Below are 17,185 nucleotides of genomic sequence, written 5' to 3'. Positions count from 1 at the left end.
CATGAATGCCGCGCAGATCTTGAAGTCGTTTACGCTGTGGGAGCTGGTGAAGGGTCACGCCCTCACGCTGAAGTATTTCTTCAAGCCCAAGGCGACGATCAACTATCCTTACGAGAAGACGCCGCAAAGCCCGCGCTTCCGCGGTGAGCATGCGCTCCGTCGTTATCCCAATGGCGAGGAACGCTGCATCGCGTGCAAGCTGTGCGAAGCGGTGTGCCCGGCGTTGGCGATCACCATCGAGGCCGAACCGCGTGAGGACGGCAGCCGCCGCACCACCCGCTACGACATCGACATGGTGAAGTGCATCTATTGCGGGCTGTGCGCCGAAGCGTGCCCGGTGGACGCCATCGTCGAAGGGCCGAACATCGAATTTTCGACCGAGACCCGCGAGGAGCTGTTGTACGACAAGTCCAAGCTGCTCGCGAACGGCGATCGTTGGGAAGCGGCCATCGCGGCGAACCTTGCCGCCGATGCGCCCTACCGTTAAGCGCCCGGCCATCTCATGATCGCGCTCATCGCCTTTTACCTTTTCGCGACCGTCACCATCACGTCTGCCGTGCTGGTGATCTTCGCGCGCAACCCCGTGCATTCGGTGCTGTGGCTGATCCTGGCTTTCTTCAATGCGGCGGGCTTGATGCTGCTGGTCGGGGCCGAGTTTATCGCCATGCTGCTGGTGATCGTCTACGTCGGCGCAGTCGCGGTGCTGTTCCTGTTCGTGGTCATGATGCTTGACATCGACTTCACGCAGCTCCGCTCGGGCTTCAACCGCAACCTGCCGTTCGGGCTGCTGATTGCGATCGTCCTTCTGGCCGAGATTGTGATCGCGACCTCCGCCTATAACGCGGGTCCGGCGCTGGGCGGAGCGCCTGCCGCGCCGGCGGTCCAGAACATCGAGGCGTTGGGAGCAGAGCTGTACAGCCGCTACCTGCTGCCGTTCGAACTGGCCGGCTTCATCCTGCTGGTGGCGATGATCGGCGCGATCGTGTTGACCCATCGCAGCCGCGGCGACGCGCGCGGGCAGAATGCCAGCCGCCAGATCGGTCGCCGTCCGCAGGACGCGGTGCGCAACGTCAATCAGCCATCGGGCGAGGGGATCGAGCTGTGATCGGGCTGGTGCATTATCTGACGGTGTCGGCGATCCTGTTCGTGATCGGCGTGCTCGGCATCTTCCTCAATCGGCGCAACGTCATCCTGATGCTGATGGCGATCGAATTGCTGCTGCTCAGCGTCAACATCAACCTCGTCGCCTTCAGCGCCTACCTCGGCGACATGAAGGGGCAGATCTTCGCCATGTTCGTGCTGACCGTCGCCGCCGCCGAGGCCGCGATCGGGCTGGCGATCCTGGTGATCTTCTTCCGCCGCCGCGGGACCATCGCGGTCGACGCCGCCGACCAGATGCGCGGGTAACATGCAGTCCATCATCCTCATCGTCTTCCTGCCGCTGCTGGCCGCGCTGGTCGCGGGCCTCGGCGGACGTGCGATCGGCAAGGTGCCGGCCAAGGCCATCACCACCGCTGCGTTGTTCATCAGCTGCGCGCTTTCCTGGCCGATCTTCCTCGGCTTCCTGTCGGGCGCGAACACCGCCACCGTGGTACCCGTGCTCGACTGGATCCGCTCGGGCGACCTGGTTGTCGACTGGAGCCTGCGCGTCGACACGCTGACGGCAGTGATGCTGGTGGTGATCACCACCGTCTCCAGCCTCGTCCACCTCTACAGCTGGGGTTACATGGACGAGGATCCTAGCCAGCCTCGCTTCTTCGCCTATCTGTCGCTGTTCACCTTCGCCATGCTGATGCTGGTGACCGCCGACAGCCTGATCCAGATGTTCTTCGGCTGGGAAGGGGTCGGCCTTGCTTCCTACCTGCTGATCGGTTTCTGGTATCACAAGCCGTCGGCCAACGCGGCCGCGATGAAGGCGTTCGTGGTCAACCGCGTCGGCGACTTCGGCTTCAGCCTCGGCATCTTCGGCACCTTCCTGGTGTTCGGCACCGTCTCGATCCCGGCGATCCTCGCCGCGAGCCCGAGCATGGCCGGATCGACCATCGGCTTTGCCGGGATGCGGGTCGACACCATGACCCTGCTCTGCCTGCTGCTGTTCGTCGGCGCGATGGGCAAGTCGGCGCAGCTCGGCCTCCACACCTGGCTTCCCGACGCGATGGAAGGCCCGACGCCCGTCAGCGCCCTGATCCACGCCGCGACCATGGTCACCGCCGGCGTGTTCATGGTCTGTCGCCTGTCGCCGATGTTCGAGGTCAGCCCGACCGCGATGACCGTCGTCACCTACGTCGGCCTCGCGACCGCTCTGTTCGCGGCGACCGTCGGCCTGGTCCAGAACGACATCAAGCGGGTGATCGCTTATTCGACTTGTAGCCAGCTCGGCTACATGTTCTTCGCTGCGGGCGTGGGTGCTTACGGCGCGGCGATGTTCCACCTGTTCACCCACGCCTTCTTCAAGGCGTTGCTGTTCCTAGGCGCTGGCTCGGTCATCCATGCCATGCATCACGAGCAGGACATGCGTTACTATGGCGCGCTCCGGAAAGAGATTCCGCTGACCTTCTGGGCAATGGTGCTCGGCACGCTGGCGATCACCGGCGTCGGGATCATCGGGGTGTTCGGCTTCGCCGGCTTCTATTCCAAGGACGCCATCCTCGAGAGCGCATTCGCCAGCGGGACCGTGCATGGGACGATGGCGTTCTTCGTCGGTGCGTTCGCCGCGCTGCTGACCAGTTTCTACAGCTGGCGCCTCATCTTCCTGACCTTCTTCGGCAAGGCGCGCTGGGCAGGTTCCGAGCATATCCAGCACGCGGTTCATGGCGATCATCACGATCACCCGGACCAGGAGCATGGCGACAGCAGCCATTCGACCGCGCAGCCGGTCACCGGCACCGCCGGCTACCACCCGCATGAAAGCCCGTGGACCATGCTGGTGCCGCTGGGCGTGCTGAGCCTGGGCGCAGTGTTCGCCGGCTTTGCTTTCTATTATCCGTTCTTCGGAGCCGAAGAAGGACAAGCCTTCTGGAACGGCAGCCTGGTCCACAACTTCGAACTGGTGGAAGCCGCGCACCACGTGCCGCTGTGGGTGAAGCTGACCCCCGGTCTTGTGATGCTGATCGGCCTGGCGCTTGCGTGGAACAATTACATCCGCCGTCCGGACATGCCTGCCAAGTGGGTGGCCGCGACCGGGCCGATTCACGCCTTCCTGATGAACAAGTGGTATTTCGACGAAATCTACAACTTCCTGTTCGTCCGCCCGTCGCTGGCACTCGGCCGCTTCTTCTGGAAGCGCGGCGACGAGCAGACGATCGACCGCTTCGGCCCGCACGGAGCGGCCCATGCGGTGGGCGTCGGCAACCGCATGACCGCGGCGCTCCAATCCGGCTATCTCAACTCCTATGCCTTGGTGATGATGCTCGGCCTCGTCGGCCTGGCCACCTGGGCGATGACCAGCTGATATGAGCTTTCCCATTCTCTCCCTGATGATCGCTTTGCCGCTGCTGGCGGCGCTCGGCTGCCTGTTCCTCAAGGCGGATGGCGCGCGCTGGCTGGCGCTGGGTGCGACGGTGGCGCTGTTCGTGCTCGGCTGCGTCCTGTGGGCAGGCTACGACGTCGGTGGCGCACAGTGGCAGTTCCAGGAGCGGGTGAGCCTCGGCACGCCCTACCTGAACTGGGCGCTCGGGATCGACGGTATCGCGCTGATGCTGATCATGCTCAGCGTGTTCCTGATGCCGATCTGCATCGGCGCGAGCTGGCGCTCGATCGACAAGCGGGTGCCCGAATACATGGCCGCCTTCCTGCTCATGGAAGCGCTGATGCTCGGCGTGTTCATGGCGCAGGACCTGCTGCTGTTCTACATCTTCTTCGAAGCCGGTCTGATCCCGATGTACCTGATTATCGGCATCTGGGGCGGGGTCGAGCGGATCAAGGCGAGCTACAAGTTCTTCCTCTACACCCTGCTCGGCTCGGTGCTGATGCTGGTCGCGATGCTGGTGATGATCGGCGTGGCCGGCACCGGCGACATCCCGACCCTGATGGCGACCGACTTCGCGCCGGGCCTGCAGACATGGCTGTGGCTGGCCTTCTTCGCCAGCTTCGCGGTCAAGATGCCGATGTGGCCGGTCCACACCTGGCTTCCCGACGCCCACGTCCAGGCGCCAACCGCGGGGTCGGTGATCCTTGCGGGCGTGCTGCTGAAGATGGGCGGCTACGGCTTTATCCGCTTCAGCCTGCCGATGTTCCCCGAAGCCAGCGCGCAGTTCGTGCCCTTGGTGTTCGGCCTGTCGAGCGTCGCCATCGTCTACACCAGCCTCGTCGCGCTGGTGCAGGGCGACATGAAGAAGCTGATCGCTTATTCCTCGGTCGCGCACATGGCATTCGTCACCTTCGGCCTGTTCGCCTTCAACCGACAGGGGATCGAAGGCGCGCTGATCGTGATGCTCAGCCACGGCCTTGTCTCAGGCGCGCTCTTCCTCTGCGTCGGCGTGATCTACGACCGGATGCACACGCGCGAGATCGCCAAATACGGCGGCCTCGCCAACAACATGCCCGCTTATGCCTTGCTGTTCCTGCTGTTCACCATGGCGGCGGTCGGCCTGCCCGGCACCAGCGGTTTCGTCGGCGAGTTTCTGGCGATGATGGGCACCTACGAGGTGTCGACCTGGGGCGCGATCTTCGCCACCACCGGCATCATCCTCGGCGCGGCCTATATGCTGTGGCTCTACTGGCGCATCAGTTATGGCACCGCCCGCACGGAAGATGCGTCGGCGATGGCCGACCTCGACCGCCGCGAATGGGCGCTGCTGGCGCCGATCGCCGCGATCGTGCTGTGGATGGGTGTCTATCCCGAAAGCTTCATGGCGCCGATGCGCGATGACGTGGGCCGGCTGCTGACCCGGATCGAGCGGGTGAAGCCGGCCGGTGACAGCCGTCCGACCGCCGGCAATCCGGCCGCCGCCGTTGCGGCCAAGGCCTCCGAACATGGCGCCGGGGAGGCGCACTGATGAACTTCGCTCCGATCCTTCCCGAAGTCATCCTCGGCCTCGGCGCCGTGGCGCTGATGATGGTTGCCGCTTTCGTGCGGCGTTCCTCGACCATCACCCATGTCGCCGCCATCGTGCTGCTGGTCGGCGCCTGCTTCGCGCTGATCGGCGCGCCGCAGACCGCCGGATCGGTGTTCGACGGCATGTGGGCAGCCGACGGCTTTGCCGCCTTCGGCAAGGTTATCATCTATCTTTCCGCCGCGGTCGCCATCGTCATGGCCCACGGCTGGTTCGACCAGAACCATGAGCATGGCGCCGAATATGCGGTGCTGATCCTCTTGTCGGCGCTGGGCGCGTCGGTGATGGTCAGCGCGACCGACCTGATGATGCTCTACGTCGGCCTCGAGCTGCAGAGCCTGTCGGCCTACGTCCTCGCTTCCTATCGCCGCCATGACGCGCGTTCGGCCGAAGCGGGCCTCAAATATTTTGTTCTTGGCGGCCTTGCCAGCGGCATTCTGCTGTACGGAATTAGCTTGCTCTATGGCTTTGCCGGGACGACCTATTTCGACGGCATCGCCGCCGCCTTCGCCGGTCCGAATGGCGCCAGCCTCGGGCTGCTGTTCGGTCTCGTCTTCACGCTCGCCGGCATCGCCTTCAAGATCGCCGCCGTGCCGTTCCACATGTGGACGCCCGACGTCTACGAAGGCGCGCCGACGCCGGTCACCGCCTTCTTCGCTGCCGGGCAGAAGGCCGCCGCCATCCTGCTCGCGACCCGCGTCTGCCTTGACGCGATGGGCCCGGTCACCGACCAGTGGCGCCAGATCGTAATCTTCGCCGCGCTGGCTTCGATCATTCTCGGCGCGGTCGCGGCTTACGGCCAGACCAACATCAAGCGCCTGCTGGCCTATTCGTCGATCAACAACGTCGGCTTCGCGCTGGTCGGCCTCGCCGCGGGTGGCCGCGAAGGCGCGACCGCGGTGCTGGTTTACTCGGCGGTCTACGTCGTGATGACGCTGGGCGCATTCCTTTGCATCATGCGGATGCGCGATGCCGAAGGGCGTCCGCTGGAAAGCCTGTCGAGCCTGTCGGGCCTGTCGCAGACCCGCCCGCTGCTGGCGCTGGCGTTGGCCATGTTCATGTTCAGCCTCGCCGGCATCCCGCCCTTGTTCGGCTTCTGGCCCAAGCTGATGGTGTTCCAGGCGGCGGTCGATGCCGGGCTGCAATTGCTGGCGCTGGCCGCCGCGGCGCTGACCGTGATCGGGGCTTATTATTACCTGCGCGTCATCAAGATCATGTATTTCGATGCGCCGGCCGAGCCGTTCGCGCCCGCCCGTGGCAAGACCGAAACCGTGCTGATCGCCGCCTGTGCGCTAATCATCAGCCCGCTCGGCTATTTGCTGATCAATCCGCTGACCACCGCGGCGGCCGACGCGGCCAGCGTCTTCTGATGCGCCGCGGGGCGCGCTTTTGAGCCGCATCCGCTTTGTCGAGCGCACCGGCTCGACCAACAGCGATCTCCTCGCTGAGCCGCACGCGCCTGAAGGCGAATGGCTGATCGCGGCCCGGCAGGAGCGGGGGCGGGGCCGCCAGAACCGCGCCTGGGAGAGCCCGGCAGGCAATTTCCACGGTTCGACCTTGGTCCGGTTGCGTCCCGGCGATCCGCAGGCAGGCTCACTCGCGCTCGCCGCCGGCCTTGCCCTGATCCGCGCGGTGGAAGCGGCAGCGCCCGCCACCGGCCTGATGCTGAAATGGCCCAACGACTTGCTGCTGGGCTCGGCCAAGCTTGCCGGCATCTTGCTCGAACGGCAGGAAGACCGCGTGGTCGCGGGCTTCGGCGTCAATCTCGCCCACGCCCCCGAAATCCCGGGCCGTGAGACCGTAGCCCTCTCGTCGGTGGCCCTCGTCAGCCCCGAAGCCTTTGCGCCGCTGCTCGCCGCCTCCTTCGCCCGCGAACTCCAGCGGTGGCGCCACGATCCGCTCGGTCTCGCCGCACTGTGGCTGGAAAGCGCGCATCCGGTCGGAACGCCACTCTCGGTTCATGTTGCTGCCAACGAGAAGATCGAGGGCAGTTTCGCCGGCCTCGCCCCCGATGGAGCGCTTCGCCTCTCGTTGGCAACCGGCGAAGAGCGACGCATCCATGCCGCCGACGTCATGCTGGGGAGCGCCTGAGGCCATGCTGCTCGCGGTTGATGCCGGAAACACCAACATCGTCTTCGCGCTGCTGGCGGAGGACGGGATCATCGCCGCGCGCTGGCGGATCGCCACCGACCCGCGCCGCACCGCCGACGAATATGCCGTCTGGCTGCACCAGTTGCTCAGCCTCGAAGGCTATGCCCGCGGCGACGTCACGGGCGTCATCATCGGCACCGTCGTCCCGCGCGCGCTGCACAACCTCCAGACGCTGTCGCGCAAATATTTCGGGCAGGAGCCGCTGGTGGCGGGGCAGGGCGACGCCGCCTGGGGCATCCGCCTCGATGTCGACGAACCGCACAACGTCGGGGCCGACCGCGTGCTGAACGCCATCGCCGGCCATGCCGCTTATCCGGGCGACCTGGTAGTGATCGATTTCGGCACCGCCACCACCTTCGACGTCGTCGATTATGACGGCGCCTACAAAGGCGGGATCATCGCCCCGGGCATCAACCTCAGCCTCGACGCTTTGGTCGCCGCCGCCGCCAAGCTGCCGCGGATCGCGATCGAGGCGCCGGAGGATTACGCCGTCATCGGCCGCACGACAGCGAGCCAAATGCTCTCGGGGATCTATTGGGGCTATGTCGCGATGATCGAGGGCTTGCTGGCCCGCGTTCGCGCGGAAATCGGCCGCCCGGTGACCTGCATCGCGACCGGTGGCCTTGCGACCTTGTTCCAGCAACACAATCTATTCAATGCGGTTGAGCCCGATCTGACCATTCGTGGATTGGCGCTTCTGCATGCGCGAAGCCTTCGGCCCGCCTGACTCGAGATTATGAGGAGCCCGGCGGCAAGGCAGTCCAGCCGCCGCTCCTGACCTTTCAATGGACTGCGATAAAGAACGGCCCGCTTGACTGGGCCATGACAGGAAATTTTGTGACACCAGGCAACGAACTGCTCTTCCTCGCGCTCGGCGGGTCGGGCGAGATTGGCATGAACGTCAATCTCTACGGCACCAACGGCAAGTGGCTGATGGTCGATTGCGGTATGACCTTCGGCGATACCGATTACCCCGGCATCGACCTGATCCTCCCTGACCTCGAGTTCATCGAGAAACGGCGCAAGGACCTCGTCGGGCTGGTCCTGACCCACGGGCACGAGGATCATATTGGCGCGATTCCCTATCTCGCCGCCGACCTCGGTGTGCCGCTTTACGCGACGCCCTTCACCGCCGGGCTGATCGCGCACAAGCTGGAAGAAGAAGGGCTGACCGGTCAGGTCAAGGTGCGGCTGATTCACCCGGGCGACGTGCTCGACCTCGGGCCGTTCCGGGTGACGCCGGTGCCGCTGGCCCACTCGATTCCCGAAGCCAACGGCCTGTTGATCGAAACCCCGCACGGCCGCGTCTTCCACACCGGCGACTGGAAGCTCGATCCCACCCCGGTGCTCGGCAATCCGACCAGCCCGGAGAAACTGAAGGCGATCGGCGATCTTGGCGTCGACGTCATGGTCTGCGATTCGACCAATGCCTTTACCGACAAGGCGTCGGGATCGGAAGTCGAGGTCTACGACGGGCTGCTGAAAGCCGTCGAGGAATCGCCTGGTCGCGTGCTGGTCACCACCTTCGCCTCCAACGCCGCGCGGCTGCACACTATCGGCAAGGTCGCCGAAGCCACCGGGCGCCGGGTCGCGGTCGCGGGCCGTTCGATCGAACGCTATCTGCAGGTGGCGCGGGCGACCGGTTACCTCACCGACTTCACCGACACGGTCCGCTACGACGAAGCGATGCGCCTGCCGCGGCGCGAACTGCTGATCGTCGCCACCGGCGGGCAGGGCGAGCCGCGCGCGGCGCTCGGCCGCATCGCCGCCGGTCAGCACGAAATCAAGCTCGGCGAGATGGACACGGTGATCTTTTCCTCGCGCCAGATCCCCGGCAACGAGCGCGCAGTCGGGCGGGTGATGAACCAGCTGGCCGAGCTTGGCGTTCGCACCATCACCGAGCGGCAGGCGCATGTGCACGTGTCGGGCCATCCGGGCCGCCCCGAATTGCAGCAGATGTACGACTGGATTCGGCCCAAGCTGCTGGTCCCGGTCCACGGCGAACGCCGCCACCTGCTCGAACAGGCCCGGCTCGGCATCGAAAGCGGCATCCCCGGCAGCCTTATCCAGGAAAACGGCGACCTCATCCGCCTCGCGCCGGGTGAGCCGAAGAAGATCGGCGAGGAACGGGTCGGACGGCTGGTTCTCGACGGCGATGTCATCCTGCCCGCCGATGGCGCGACCATCAACGAGCGCCGCCGCATCGCCTTCCAGGGCGTGATCGCGGTCAGCATCGTGTTGCGCAGCAATGGCACGCTCGCCGCCGATCCGGTGGTGCGCGCGGTCGGGGTACCTGTCGAAGAGGATCGCGACGACTTCATCCGCGACGCGCAGGCGACCGCGGCCAAGGCCGTCACGCCGATCCGCGACGAGGATAAATTGCGGGAGACCATCCGCCTCGCCGTGCGCCGCTGCGCCACCTTGTGGACCGGCAAAAAGCCCAATGTGGAAGTGCTGGTGACCCGCCTGTGAACCCCGGAAGCGCCCTTGCCGTTTATTTCCTGATCTTCGTCTTTACGGCATTCCTGATGCTGCCGTTCGGGATGAAGACGGACGAAGAGGCGGGGGCGCCCCGGATCGCCGGGCAGGCCGACAGCGCGCCGCACCGCTTCGACTTGAAGCGGCACCTCATCCGCGCGGGCTTGATTTCGCTGGTGCTGTTCGCGCTGTTCTACGCCAACTGGACGCAGGGGTGGATCACGGCCGAAACGCTGGACTTTTACAACTAGGGTCTAGCGCCGCCGCTCGAGCACCTGCGCCAGCGCGGCGTAGAGCCGGCCCATGTCGCTCGACAGCAGGGTGACGGACATCATGCCGCCTTCCTGTTCGGCCGAGGCGCGCCGCAGCATCGCTTCGAAATCCTGGACGTAGCGCGTGACCGACGCGGCGAAATCGCGGTCGTTGGCGACCTGCTGCTCGACCAAGCGAAGCTCGCCCGCCGTGAGCAGGCGCACGGCCTTGCGGGTGAACACGCCGCGATCGCCCTTGAGGTAGGCCGCCCAGGCGCGATCGTCGACTTCGTCGCTGAGAATGCGGCCGACGTCGATCGAGGCGTTGTGAAGCGAATCGATCAGGGTCGCGGCGCGGCGGGTAAAAGCCTCGCTGTCGGCCAACCGGTCGTCCTCGCGGGTCTTGATGAGATGCTGTTCGAGCGCGGTCGCCGAGCGGCCGATATTGAGCATCTGCTGCGAAAGCCCGGTCGATGCGTGACGCGCCGCCTCAAGCGCGCGGGCGGCGACCCGCTCGACTTCGCCTAATTGCCCGGTGACGCTTTCCTCGACTGCTCGTGCGAGGGCAGAGCGGGCTTCATCGGAAAGGCTCTGCGCGGTTTCCGGCACCACCGCGGCCAGCGCTTCGCGCGCACGGGTCGCGGCCTGGGCGGCGGCTTCACGGACTTGCACCATGGCCTGCACCAGCGCCGGGCCGGTCTCCGCCTGAAGCCGGGTCGCTTCGTCGCCTGCCTGGGCAAGCGCGGCGCGAAGGTCGGCAAGCCGCTGTTCGGCCCCGCCGACGCCGGTTTCGACACTGGCGAGAAGTCCGGCGAGCGCCTGCTGCTGCCCGGACAGCCCCGCGGTGCCCTGTTCCAGGCGCGCTGTCATACCGGTCGCGGCTTCGTTCATCCATTCGACGTCGGGGCGCGCGGCCTGCACGGCGGCAAGCAGCCGCTCGGCGCCGCCCTCGGCATGGCCCAGCGCGCCGCTTAATTCCTCGCCGCATTCGCGCTGAAGCGATGCGATGGCGGTGCGCAGATGCTCGGTGCGGGTGCTGAGATCGTCCAGCGTGCCGCCGCTGGCCGCCTGCTGCGCGCCTAGCCCGTCGAGCTCGCGCCGAACGCGGTCGATTGCCGCTGCCACCGCCTGCGCGCGCATGTCGCCTTCGGCCGCCAGATCGACAAAGCGCTGATCGACCTCGGCCAGCTGGCGTTCTAGGCCAGCGACCAGCGCTGTCACGGCGCGGTCCTGCTCCGCCACCCGCGCGGCAAGGCCATCGAGGGCCTGACCCGCGGTGCTGAGGCGCGAACCGAGCTGAAGCGCGGCTTCCTGGCCGGCAATGCCCAACGCCGCCGCGCTCTGGTCCACCAGCCCGCGCACGGCGGCGGCCTGTTCGTCGACGCCCGCGCGGATCAGCCCGAGCGCCTCGGCCGTGCGTTCGAGCAAGGCATCGACCTGCGCCGAGGCGGTCGTTCCGGTTTCGCTGACCCGCATGGCGGCGGCCGCGCCGGCGCTTTCGATCTGGGTGAGGTGGGCGACCAGCCGCTGCGACGCCCCGCCGACCTGGTCCTCGGCTTCGCGGGCCCGTCCGCTGATCGCCGCGAGCTGCGCTTCGAGCGACGCCGACTGGGCACTTGCTTCGCGGCCCGCGGCGCGCAATTCCTCGCCCATCGCGCGGCTGCTGGCTTCCGCCCGCGGCAAGTCCTCCAGCAACACACCGACGTCGATCCTTGCGCTTTCCGCCGCGCGGTCGAGCGCCACGGCATGGCGAGTCAGCGTTTCGCTTCCGGTGACAAGGTCGCGGGTCACGGTGCCGAGCCGATGCCCCGCCTCGTCACCCAGGCGCATCAGCCGCTCGGCATGACCCGATAGCGCCGCCTGCTCTTCATCGAGGCGCTGGCGCAGGACACCGAGCAACTGCTCGAGGCTGCGGGCTTCGGAGCGCATAGTCTGGACGCTCTGAGTGAACCGTTCCGCTTCGCGCCGCCGGGTCCGGCCGAAGATCAGCCAGGCGAGGCCAAGCAGGATCAGCGGTGCGGCAGCGACGGCCAGCCATTGGGCAAGCAGCGCGGGCGAGGCCTGGCCGCGCAGCGATCCGCCCGCGCTCCAGCCGACAAACCCGATCCAGATCAACGCCAGTACCGCCAGCGTCGCGCCCAGTACCCGACGACCGCCAGCACCTGTTTCGACCGGCTGTTCGGGCACGTCCACCCATTCGGGTTCGGATTGCTGCCACTCGGCAGGAGCGGGGCCGACTTCGTCCGTCAGGTCGAGCGGATGGTCGGCGGCGTCGTGCGACGAGCGGGGGAGGGGCGGCGTCATGCCGCCATGTTTATCACCTTTGCTCGTCTACGGAAGCGTGCAAGAGGAAGCGGCGATGAAGAAGGGGTGGGAATGGCGCTCGGTGCGTTGATCGCGGCGCAGGACGAGGACGACCAGGGCGGACTGCACGCGCTGGCGCCGCTCGCCGGGCGCACGCTGATCGAATATCAGGCGCGCTGCGCGGCGGCGGTCGGCGCGGCGCCGATCGTGGTGATGGTCGAGCGTGTACCGCCGACCCTCCAGAGCGCGTTCGAGCGGCTTCGGGCCGAAGGCATTTCGGTCGTGCCGGTGACCGACGCGATGGAAGCGGCGGCACGCTTCGATCCCGAATTCGCGGTGTTGCAGATGGCTGACGGCGTCGCGCCCGCCGCGGCGCTGCTGGCCGATCTTGCGGAAGAACCGGCGCCGGCCATTCTCACCGTTCCCGACGACGAGCAGCATCAATCGTTCGAGCGGATCGACAACGAACGCCGCTGGGCGGGTCTTGCGGTGATCTCGTCGAGCCTGCTGTCGGATACCGCGCGGATGTTGGGCGACTGGGACCTGCATTCGACCTTGCTTCGCCGGGCCGTCCAGGAAGGCGCCCGGCTGCTGCCCGCGCCCGAAGGCCTGCGCCCTTTCCGCGCCGCGAGCGAGACCAGCGGTGCTGCCTTCGACCGGCACCTCGTCACCAGCAGCCGCCAGCGCCGCCGCGACTGGCCAAGCCGTTATCTCCTCCCTCGGGTCGAGGATTTCCTCACCCGTCACCTGATGGGCGCGCCGGTCCGCCCAGCCGCGCTGATGTGGGCCGCGTTGATCATGGTGCTGGGCGCCGCCTTGCTGTTCACGCGCGGCGAGCCCTTGTGGGCATTCGGCCTGCTTGTTGCCGCAAGTCCTCTCGATCGACTGGCCGAACGCCTGGCGATCGTTCGCCTGCGGCCGTTTTCGCGCCATTCGCTGCTGTCCCGTTCGCTCGCCCCGGCGCATGGCGCGGCGCTGCTCGGCCTTGCCTGGTACGAAACATGGCATGGCGGCGGCTGGGGCGCCCTTGTGGCGGCCGCCGCCACCATCGCCTTCGGTGAAGCCACCCGGATCGAGCGTCGCGGGCGGGAGCTTGGCCCTGATCTGTGGCTGCTGACCCCGCGCAGCGTGGTATTCCTGTCGCTTCCCTTCGCCTTGTTCGGTGCGTGGAGCCTGCTCACCGTCGCGCTTGCCGTCTACGCCGCCGCCGGCTTCTTCATCGTGCAGCAGCTGGTGCAGCCCGAACGCGATTGACGCGGCGTTAACGGTGGCCTTGCTAAGGGGCAGCGACATGCCCGCCGAATGGCCCATCACCAGCGCCCTTTCCGAAGGGCGCGAAACGCGAACCTCGACCGCCTTTGCCGCGGCGGGGAGCGGTCGGCTGGCCGCCGTCGTGCAGGATTTTTTCCTGTCTCCCGAAGCACGGCTGACCGAGCAGGAACGCTCGCTGATGACCGCCATGCTCCATGGTCTGGTCGAGCGCATCGCGGTGGAAATCCGCGCCCGGCTGTCACCCGAGGTGGCGGCAAGCTGCGAGGCCAGCGCGTTTGAACTGGTTGCCGACCTGACCCGCGCCGGGCTGGTGCAGGACGAAGCGCTGGTCGCGCTCCTGCTGCGCCGCGCCGATGTCCAGCGCATCGCTTCGTCGGGGCGCGGCGGGCGCTCCACGCTGCAAGGCTGGACGGCAGGCCACGATGCCGAGGTCGCTGCCGCCGCCATGTCGTTGGTCACCGCGCGCGGGCGTGGCCGGGACCGCTTTGGCCGGGTGTCGCTCGACCTTTCGGACCTCTCCGCGTCCCTGGCACAGAGGCTCGTCGTCGCGGTCGCCGCCGCGCTCGGTCGCCGCTGCCTGGAAGCGGGCGACGCCGAAATCGCCGACGCGGCGAACGATCTCCTATCCAGCCGCACCGAATGGTCGTCGCCCGAGGAACTGGAAGCGGCGCTGGTCGACGCGCTCGGTTCCGACGGCCGCCAGGCCCCCGGCCTGTTGGTCGCGCTGGCGGCGGAAGGCGATGCGCCCCTGCTGGCCGCGGTACTCGCCGCGGAAGCCTGCCTTGCGCCGGATGAGGCATGGGACGCGCTGCTGGGCGGTGCCGACGACCTCGCGCTGTTGTTGCGCCTTGCCGGTGTGCCGCGGCCCGAAGCGGCGGCCTTGCTGGCTTCTGCCGGCCCAGCGCTCGGCATCGGCGATCCGGTGCGGGCGATCGAAGCCTATGATGCAATAAGCGCGGAGCGGGTCGAGGAAGCGCGGGCCGAGCTTGCCCTTCCTTCAGCCTACCGCCATGCGCGGCGGATCATCGGTTGCCATGGCTAGCCTACCGATCCAACCCCCGATCACCGCGCGCGTGGACAACGCCGGTCGGCTGGTGGCAGCCGATGCGCCGCTGCTCGCGCTTCAGCAACAAGCCGGGGCAAAGCTCGGCAGCACGCTGATGGTGCCGCAACTGGCCGGGCTCGCCCACCTCGCGGCGCGGCTCGGTGTCGGGATCACGCGGCCGGTTATGGCGGCAAGCGACGAAGAAGATCTGGATCTTTTGGTGCGGGCAGAGCCGGACGGCGACGGCGTCACCCTGTCGGTCGAACGCTGGAGCGCCCGCCCGCCCGCGCGCTCGCGCTGGCTCGCCTCCAGCCGCAGCGGTGAGGAGGCCGAGGCCCATGCGCGAGCGGCAGCCGAAGACCTCCTTACCGACCCGTCCTTGCGAGTCATCGGCATCAGTCCCGGGCTCGAAAGGCGCCTGGGGAGCGCGGCCGCCGACCTCATCGGTCAGCCGCTCGCTCGCCTGGTGCGCCCAGTGGAAGATGCGAATGGTGACCTGCCGCTCCTCGAAGCCCTGACCGGCCGCACGCCGTTCACGGCGCACGCCGCGAAGCTGCGTCCATACGATCTCGCCGTGCTGCTGGACGGAACGCCGCGCAGCGACGACGGGCAATTTCTTGGATACGCCATTCGCGTCCGCCTCGGCGACGCCGCCCCGCCGGAAATGAAATCAGCCCTTCCGCCGCTTGACGACCTGCTGCGCGAACCGCTCGCCACCATCATCGGGCAGGCCGAAGAGATCGCAAGCCGCAGCCAGGGCCCACTCAAGAACGATTATGCCGGTTACGGCACCGACATCGCGACCGCCGCGCGACACCTCTTGGGATTGCTGAGCGCGCTTGGGGGAAGCGAACAGAAGGCGGGCGACGGCTCCGTGTCGGGCGAAATCGTCGATCTGGCCGAACTCGTCCTCGACGCGGCCGGGCTGGTTCAGGCGGAAGCCTCGACGCGCGGCGTCCTGCTTGACGTCGGCGGAGAAGGAAGCCTCGAGGTGCGCGGACAATCGCGCGCGATCACTCAGATCCTCCTCAACCTGATCGGCAACGCGGTTCGCTTCTCACCCGAAGGCGGCACCGTCGCAATTATTCTCGAGCGCGGGGCAAAGGCGGCGGTGACCGTCAGCGATCAGGGGCCGGGCGTCGCGCCGGCCGACCGGACTCGCATCTTCGAACGCTTCGAACAAGGCGCGGAATCGCGCGGTGGCACCGCCGGCCTCGGCCTTGCCATCTCGCGCCGGCTGGCCCGCGATATGGGCGGAGAGGTCGAACTGCTCGACCCCTCCGGTGACGGCGCCGCGTTCCGGCTGACCGTCCCGCTGGCTCAGCGGGATCCCACGTCCACGTAATCGCGCTGCGTCGCGCCGGTGTAGAGCTGGCGCGGACGGCCGATCTTCTGCTCGGGATCGGCGATCATCTCGTTCCACTGCGCGACCCAGCCGACGGTGCGGGCAAGGGCGAACAGGGCGGTGAACATCTCGGTCGGGAAGCCGATCGCGTTCAGGATCACGCCCGAATAGAAATCGACGTTCGGATACAGCTTCTTCTCGACGAAATAGCTGTCGCTAAGCGCGATCTGCTCCAATTCCTTGGCGACGTCGAGCACCGGATCGGAGATGTTGAGCTCGCGCAGCACCTCGTCCGCGGTCTCCTTCATCACCTTCGCGCGCGGGTCGAAGTTCTTGTACACGCGGTGGCCGAAGCCCATCAGGCGGAACGGATCGTCCTTGTCCTTGGCGCGGGCGATATATTCCGGGATGCGATCGACGTGACCGATCTCGCGCAGCATGTTGAGCGCGGCTTCGTTGGCGCCGCCATGCGCCGGGCCCCACAGGCAGGCGATGCCCGCCGCGATGCAGGCGAACGGATTGGCCCCCGACGAGCCGGCCAGACGGACCGTCGAGGTCGAAGCGTTCTGCTCGTGGTCGGCGTGGAGGATGAAAATCCGGTCCATCGCCTTTTCGATGATCGGGTTCACCACATATTCCTCGGCCGGAACGCCGAAGGTCATGCGAAGGAAGTTGCCGGTGTAGGACAGCGAATTGTCCGGATACAGGAACGGCTGCCCGATGCTGTATTTATAAGCCATCGCCGCGATCGTCGGCATCTTGGCAATCAGGCGGTGCGAGGCGATCTCGCGCTGCTTTGGATCGGTGATGTCGGTCGAGTCATGGTAAAAGGACGACAGCGCTCCGACCACGCCGCACATGATCGCCATCGGGTGCGCGTCACGGCGGAAGCCGCGGAAGAACATCGCCAATTGCTCGTGCAGCATGGTGTGGCGGCTGATCGTGTAGGTGAAGCGGTCGAGCGCATCCTTGTTCGGCAATTCGCCGTGCAGCAGTAGCGAGGCGACTTCCATGAAGGTCGACTTCTCGGCCAGCTGATCGATCGGATAGCCGCGATGCAGCAGGATGCCCTGTTCGCCGTCGATATAGGTGATCGCACTGCGGCAGCTCGCGGTCGAGGTGAACCCCGGATCGTAGGTGAACATGTCGGTCGCGCCGTACAGCTTGCGGATGTCGACCACGTCGGGCCCAACACTGCCGCTCAGAACCGGTAGTTCGAGGGCCTTGTCGTCCGTGGTCAGCTTGGCATTCGACATCAATCGCGCTCCTTGAGGTGCAACTTCTT

General features: G+C 66.9%; 15 protein-coding genes. 13 read left to right on the top strand and 2 right to left on the bottom strand.

Annotation, left to right across the window (positions count from 1 at the left end; translation table 11 throughout):
* Position 1: 1 nt before the first annotated feature.
* From nuoI to V6R86_RS12300, 10 genes are all read left to right on the top strand, one after another.
* Complete coding sequence (nuoI, locus tag V6R86_RS12345; protein ID WP_338504851.1) at positions 2-487, top strand: NADH-quinone oxidoreductase subunit NuoI; 486 nt, start codon at positions 2-4, stop codon at positions 485-487.
* Positions 488-502: 15 nt separating this feature from the next.
* Positions 503-1,105 carry an NADH-quinone oxidoreductase subunit J gene (locus V6R86_RS12340; protein WP_338504850.1) on the top strand — a complete coding sequence of 201 codons (603 nt, stop codon included), beginning with the start codon at positions 503-505 and terminating at the stop codon, positions 1,103-1,105.
* On the top strand, positions 1,102-1,407 hold the full coding sequence (nuoK, locus tag V6R86_RS12335) for an NADH-quinone oxidoreductase subunit NuoK (protein ID WP_338504849.1): 306 nt from the start codon (positions 1,102-1,104) through the stop codon (positions 1,405-1,407). The genes V6R86_RS12340 and nuoK overlap by 4 nt, the downstream gene beginning before the upstream one ends.
* A 1-nt stretch (position 1,408) precedes the next feature.
* Positions 1,409-3,451, top strand: coding sequence for an NADH-quinone oxidoreductase subunit L (nuoL, locus tag V6R86_RS12330; protein ID WP_338504848.1), 2,043 nt, complete (start codon positions 1,409-1,411; stop codon positions 3,449-3,451).
* Position 3,452: 1 nt separating this feature from the next.
* A complete protein-coding gene (locus tag V6R86_RS12325; RefSeq protein WP_338504847.1) occupies positions 3,453-4,997 on the top strand; it encodes an NADH-quinone oxidoreductase subunit M in 1,545 nt (514 codons plus the stop codon).
* On the top strand, positions 4,997-6,424 hold the full coding sequence (nuoN, locus tag V6R86_RS12320; protein WP_338504846.1) for an NADH-quinone oxidoreductase subunit NuoN: 1,428 nt from the start codon (positions 4,997-4,999) through the stop codon (positions 6,422-6,424). Before V6R86_RS12325 ends, nuoN begins: the two co-directional genes overlap by 1 nt.
* Before the next feature lie 19 nt (positions 6,425-6,443).
* Positions 6,444-7,145 carry a biotin--[acetyl-CoA-carboxylase] ligase gene (locus V6R86_RS12315; protein WP_338504845.1) on the top strand — a complete coding sequence of 234 codons (702 nt, stop codon included), beginning with the start codon at positions 6,444-6,446 and terminating at the stop codon, positions 7,143-7,145.
* Between the two features lie 4 nt (positions 7,146-7,149).
* Complete coding sequence (locus V6R86_RS12310) at positions 7,150-7,932, top strand: type III pantothenate kinase (RefSeq protein ID WP_338504844.1); 783 nt, start codon at positions 7,150-7,152, stop codon at positions 7,930-7,932.
* 110 nt (positions 7,933-8,042) lie between these two features.
* Positions 8,043-9,677: a ribonuclease J gene (locus V6R86_RS12305; protein ID WP_338504843.1), complete on the top strand. Its 1,635-nt coding sequence runs from the start codon at positions 8,043-8,045 to the stop codon at positions 9,675-9,677.
* On the top strand, positions 9,674-9,934 hold the full coding sequence (locus V6R86_RS12300) for a DUF1467 family protein (RefSeq protein WP_338504842.1): 261 nt from the start codon (positions 9,674-9,676) through the stop codon (positions 9,932-9,934). Before V6R86_RS12305 ends, V6R86_RS12300 begins: the two co-directional genes overlap by 4 nt.
* A gap of 3 nt (positions 9,935-9,937) precedes the next feature.
* On the opposite strand, the gene V6R86_RS12295 is transcribed toward V6R86_RS12300, so the two are convergent.
* Positions 9,938-12,238: a hypothetical protein gene (locus tag V6R86_RS12295; RefSeq protein WP_338504841.1), complete on the bottom strand. Its 2,301-nt coding sequence runs from the start codon at positions 12,236-12,238 to the stop codon at positions 9,938-9,940.
* Positions 12,239-12,310: 72 nt separating this feature from the next.
* Here V6R86_RS12295 and V6R86_RS12290 point away from each other — a divergent pair, with 72 nt between their 5' ends.
* The 3 genes from V6R86_RS12290 to V6R86_RS12280 are packed head-to-tail and all read left to right on the top strand — an operon-like array spanning position 12,311 to position 15,900.
* Positions 12,311-13,492, top strand: a complete 1,182-nt coding sequence (locus tag V6R86_RS12290) for a hypothetical protein (protein ID WP_338504840.1) — start codon at positions 12,311-12,313, stop codon at positions 13,490-13,492.
* 37 nt (positions 13,493-13,529) lie between these two features.
* Positions 13,530-14,552, top strand: a complete 1,023-nt coding sequence (locus V6R86_RS12285) for a DUF2336 domain-containing protein (protein ID WP_338504839.1) — start codon at positions 13,530-13,532, stop codon at positions 14,550-14,552.
* On the top strand, positions 14,545-15,900 hold the full coding sequence (locus V6R86_RS12280; protein ID WP_338504838.1) for a HAMP domain-containing sensor histidine kinase: 1,356 nt from the start codon (positions 14,545-14,547) through the stop codon (positions 15,898-15,900). Before V6R86_RS12285 ends, V6R86_RS12280 begins: the two co-directional genes overlap by 8 nt.
* Here the strand turns inward: V6R86_RS12280 and V6R86_RS12275 are convergent.
* Complete coding sequence (locus tag V6R86_RS12275; RefSeq protein ID WP_425335965.1) at positions 15,876-17,159, bottom strand: citrate synthase; 1,284 nt, start codon at positions 17,157-17,159, stop codon at positions 15,876-15,878. The two genes, V6R86_RS12280 and V6R86_RS12275, sit on opposite strands and share 25 nt — an antisense overlap.
* Between the last annotated feature and the right edge of the window lie 26 nt (positions 17,160-17,185).

Source organism: Sphingomonas kaistensis, from assembly GCF_036884275.1.
GTDB classification, from domain to species: Bacteria; Pseudomonadota; Alphaproteobacteria; order Sphingomonadales; family Sphingomonadaceae; genus Sphingomicrobium; species Sphingomicrobium kaistense_A.
This window is presented reverse-complemented; position numbering and strand designations above follow the sequence as displayed.

Excerpts from the sequence above, each read along its gene's own strand:
- V6R86_RS12280 (WP_338504838.1), top strand. The coding sequence starts at position 14,545 with ATGGCTAGCCTACCGATCCAACCCCCGATCACCGCGCGCGTGGACAAC.
- V6R86_RS12310 (WP_338504844.1), top strand. The coding sequence starts at position 7,150 with ATGCTGCTCGCGGTTGATGCCGGAAACACCAACATCGTCTTCGCGCTG.
- V6R86_RS12290 (WP_338504840.1), top strand. The coding sequence starts at position 12,311 with ATGGCGCTCGGTGCGTTGATCGCGGCGCAGGACGAGGACGACCAGGGC.
- V6R86_RS12295 (WP_338504841.1), bottom strand. The coding sequence starts at position 12,238 with ATGACGCCGCCCCTCCCCCGCTCGTCGCACGACGCCGCCGACCATCCG.
- V6R86_RS12325 (WP_338504847.1), top strand. The coding sequence starts at position 3,453 with ATGAGCTTTCCCATTCTCTCCCTGATGATCGCTTTGCCGCTGCTGGCG.
- nuoL (WP_338504848.1), top strand. The coding sequence starts at position 1,409 with ATGCAGTCCATCATCCTCATCGTCTTCCTGCCGCTGCTGGCCGCGCTG.
- nuoI (WP_338504851.1), top strand. The coding sequence starts at position 2 with ATGAATGCCGCGCAGATCTTGAAGTCGTTTACGCTGTGGGAGCTGGTG.
- V6R86_RS12285 (WP_338504839.1), top strand. The coding sequence starts at position 13,530 with ATGCCCGCCGAATGGCCCATCACCAGCGCCCTTTCCGAAGGGCGCGAA.
- V6R86_RS12340 (WP_338504850.1), top strand. The coding sequence starts at position 503 with ATGATCGCGCTCATCGCCTTTTACCTTTTCGCGACCGTCACCATCACG.
- nuoN (WP_338504846.1), top strand. The coding sequence starts at position 4,997 with ATGAACTTCGCTCCGATCCTTCCCGAAGTCATCCTCGGCCTCGGCGCC.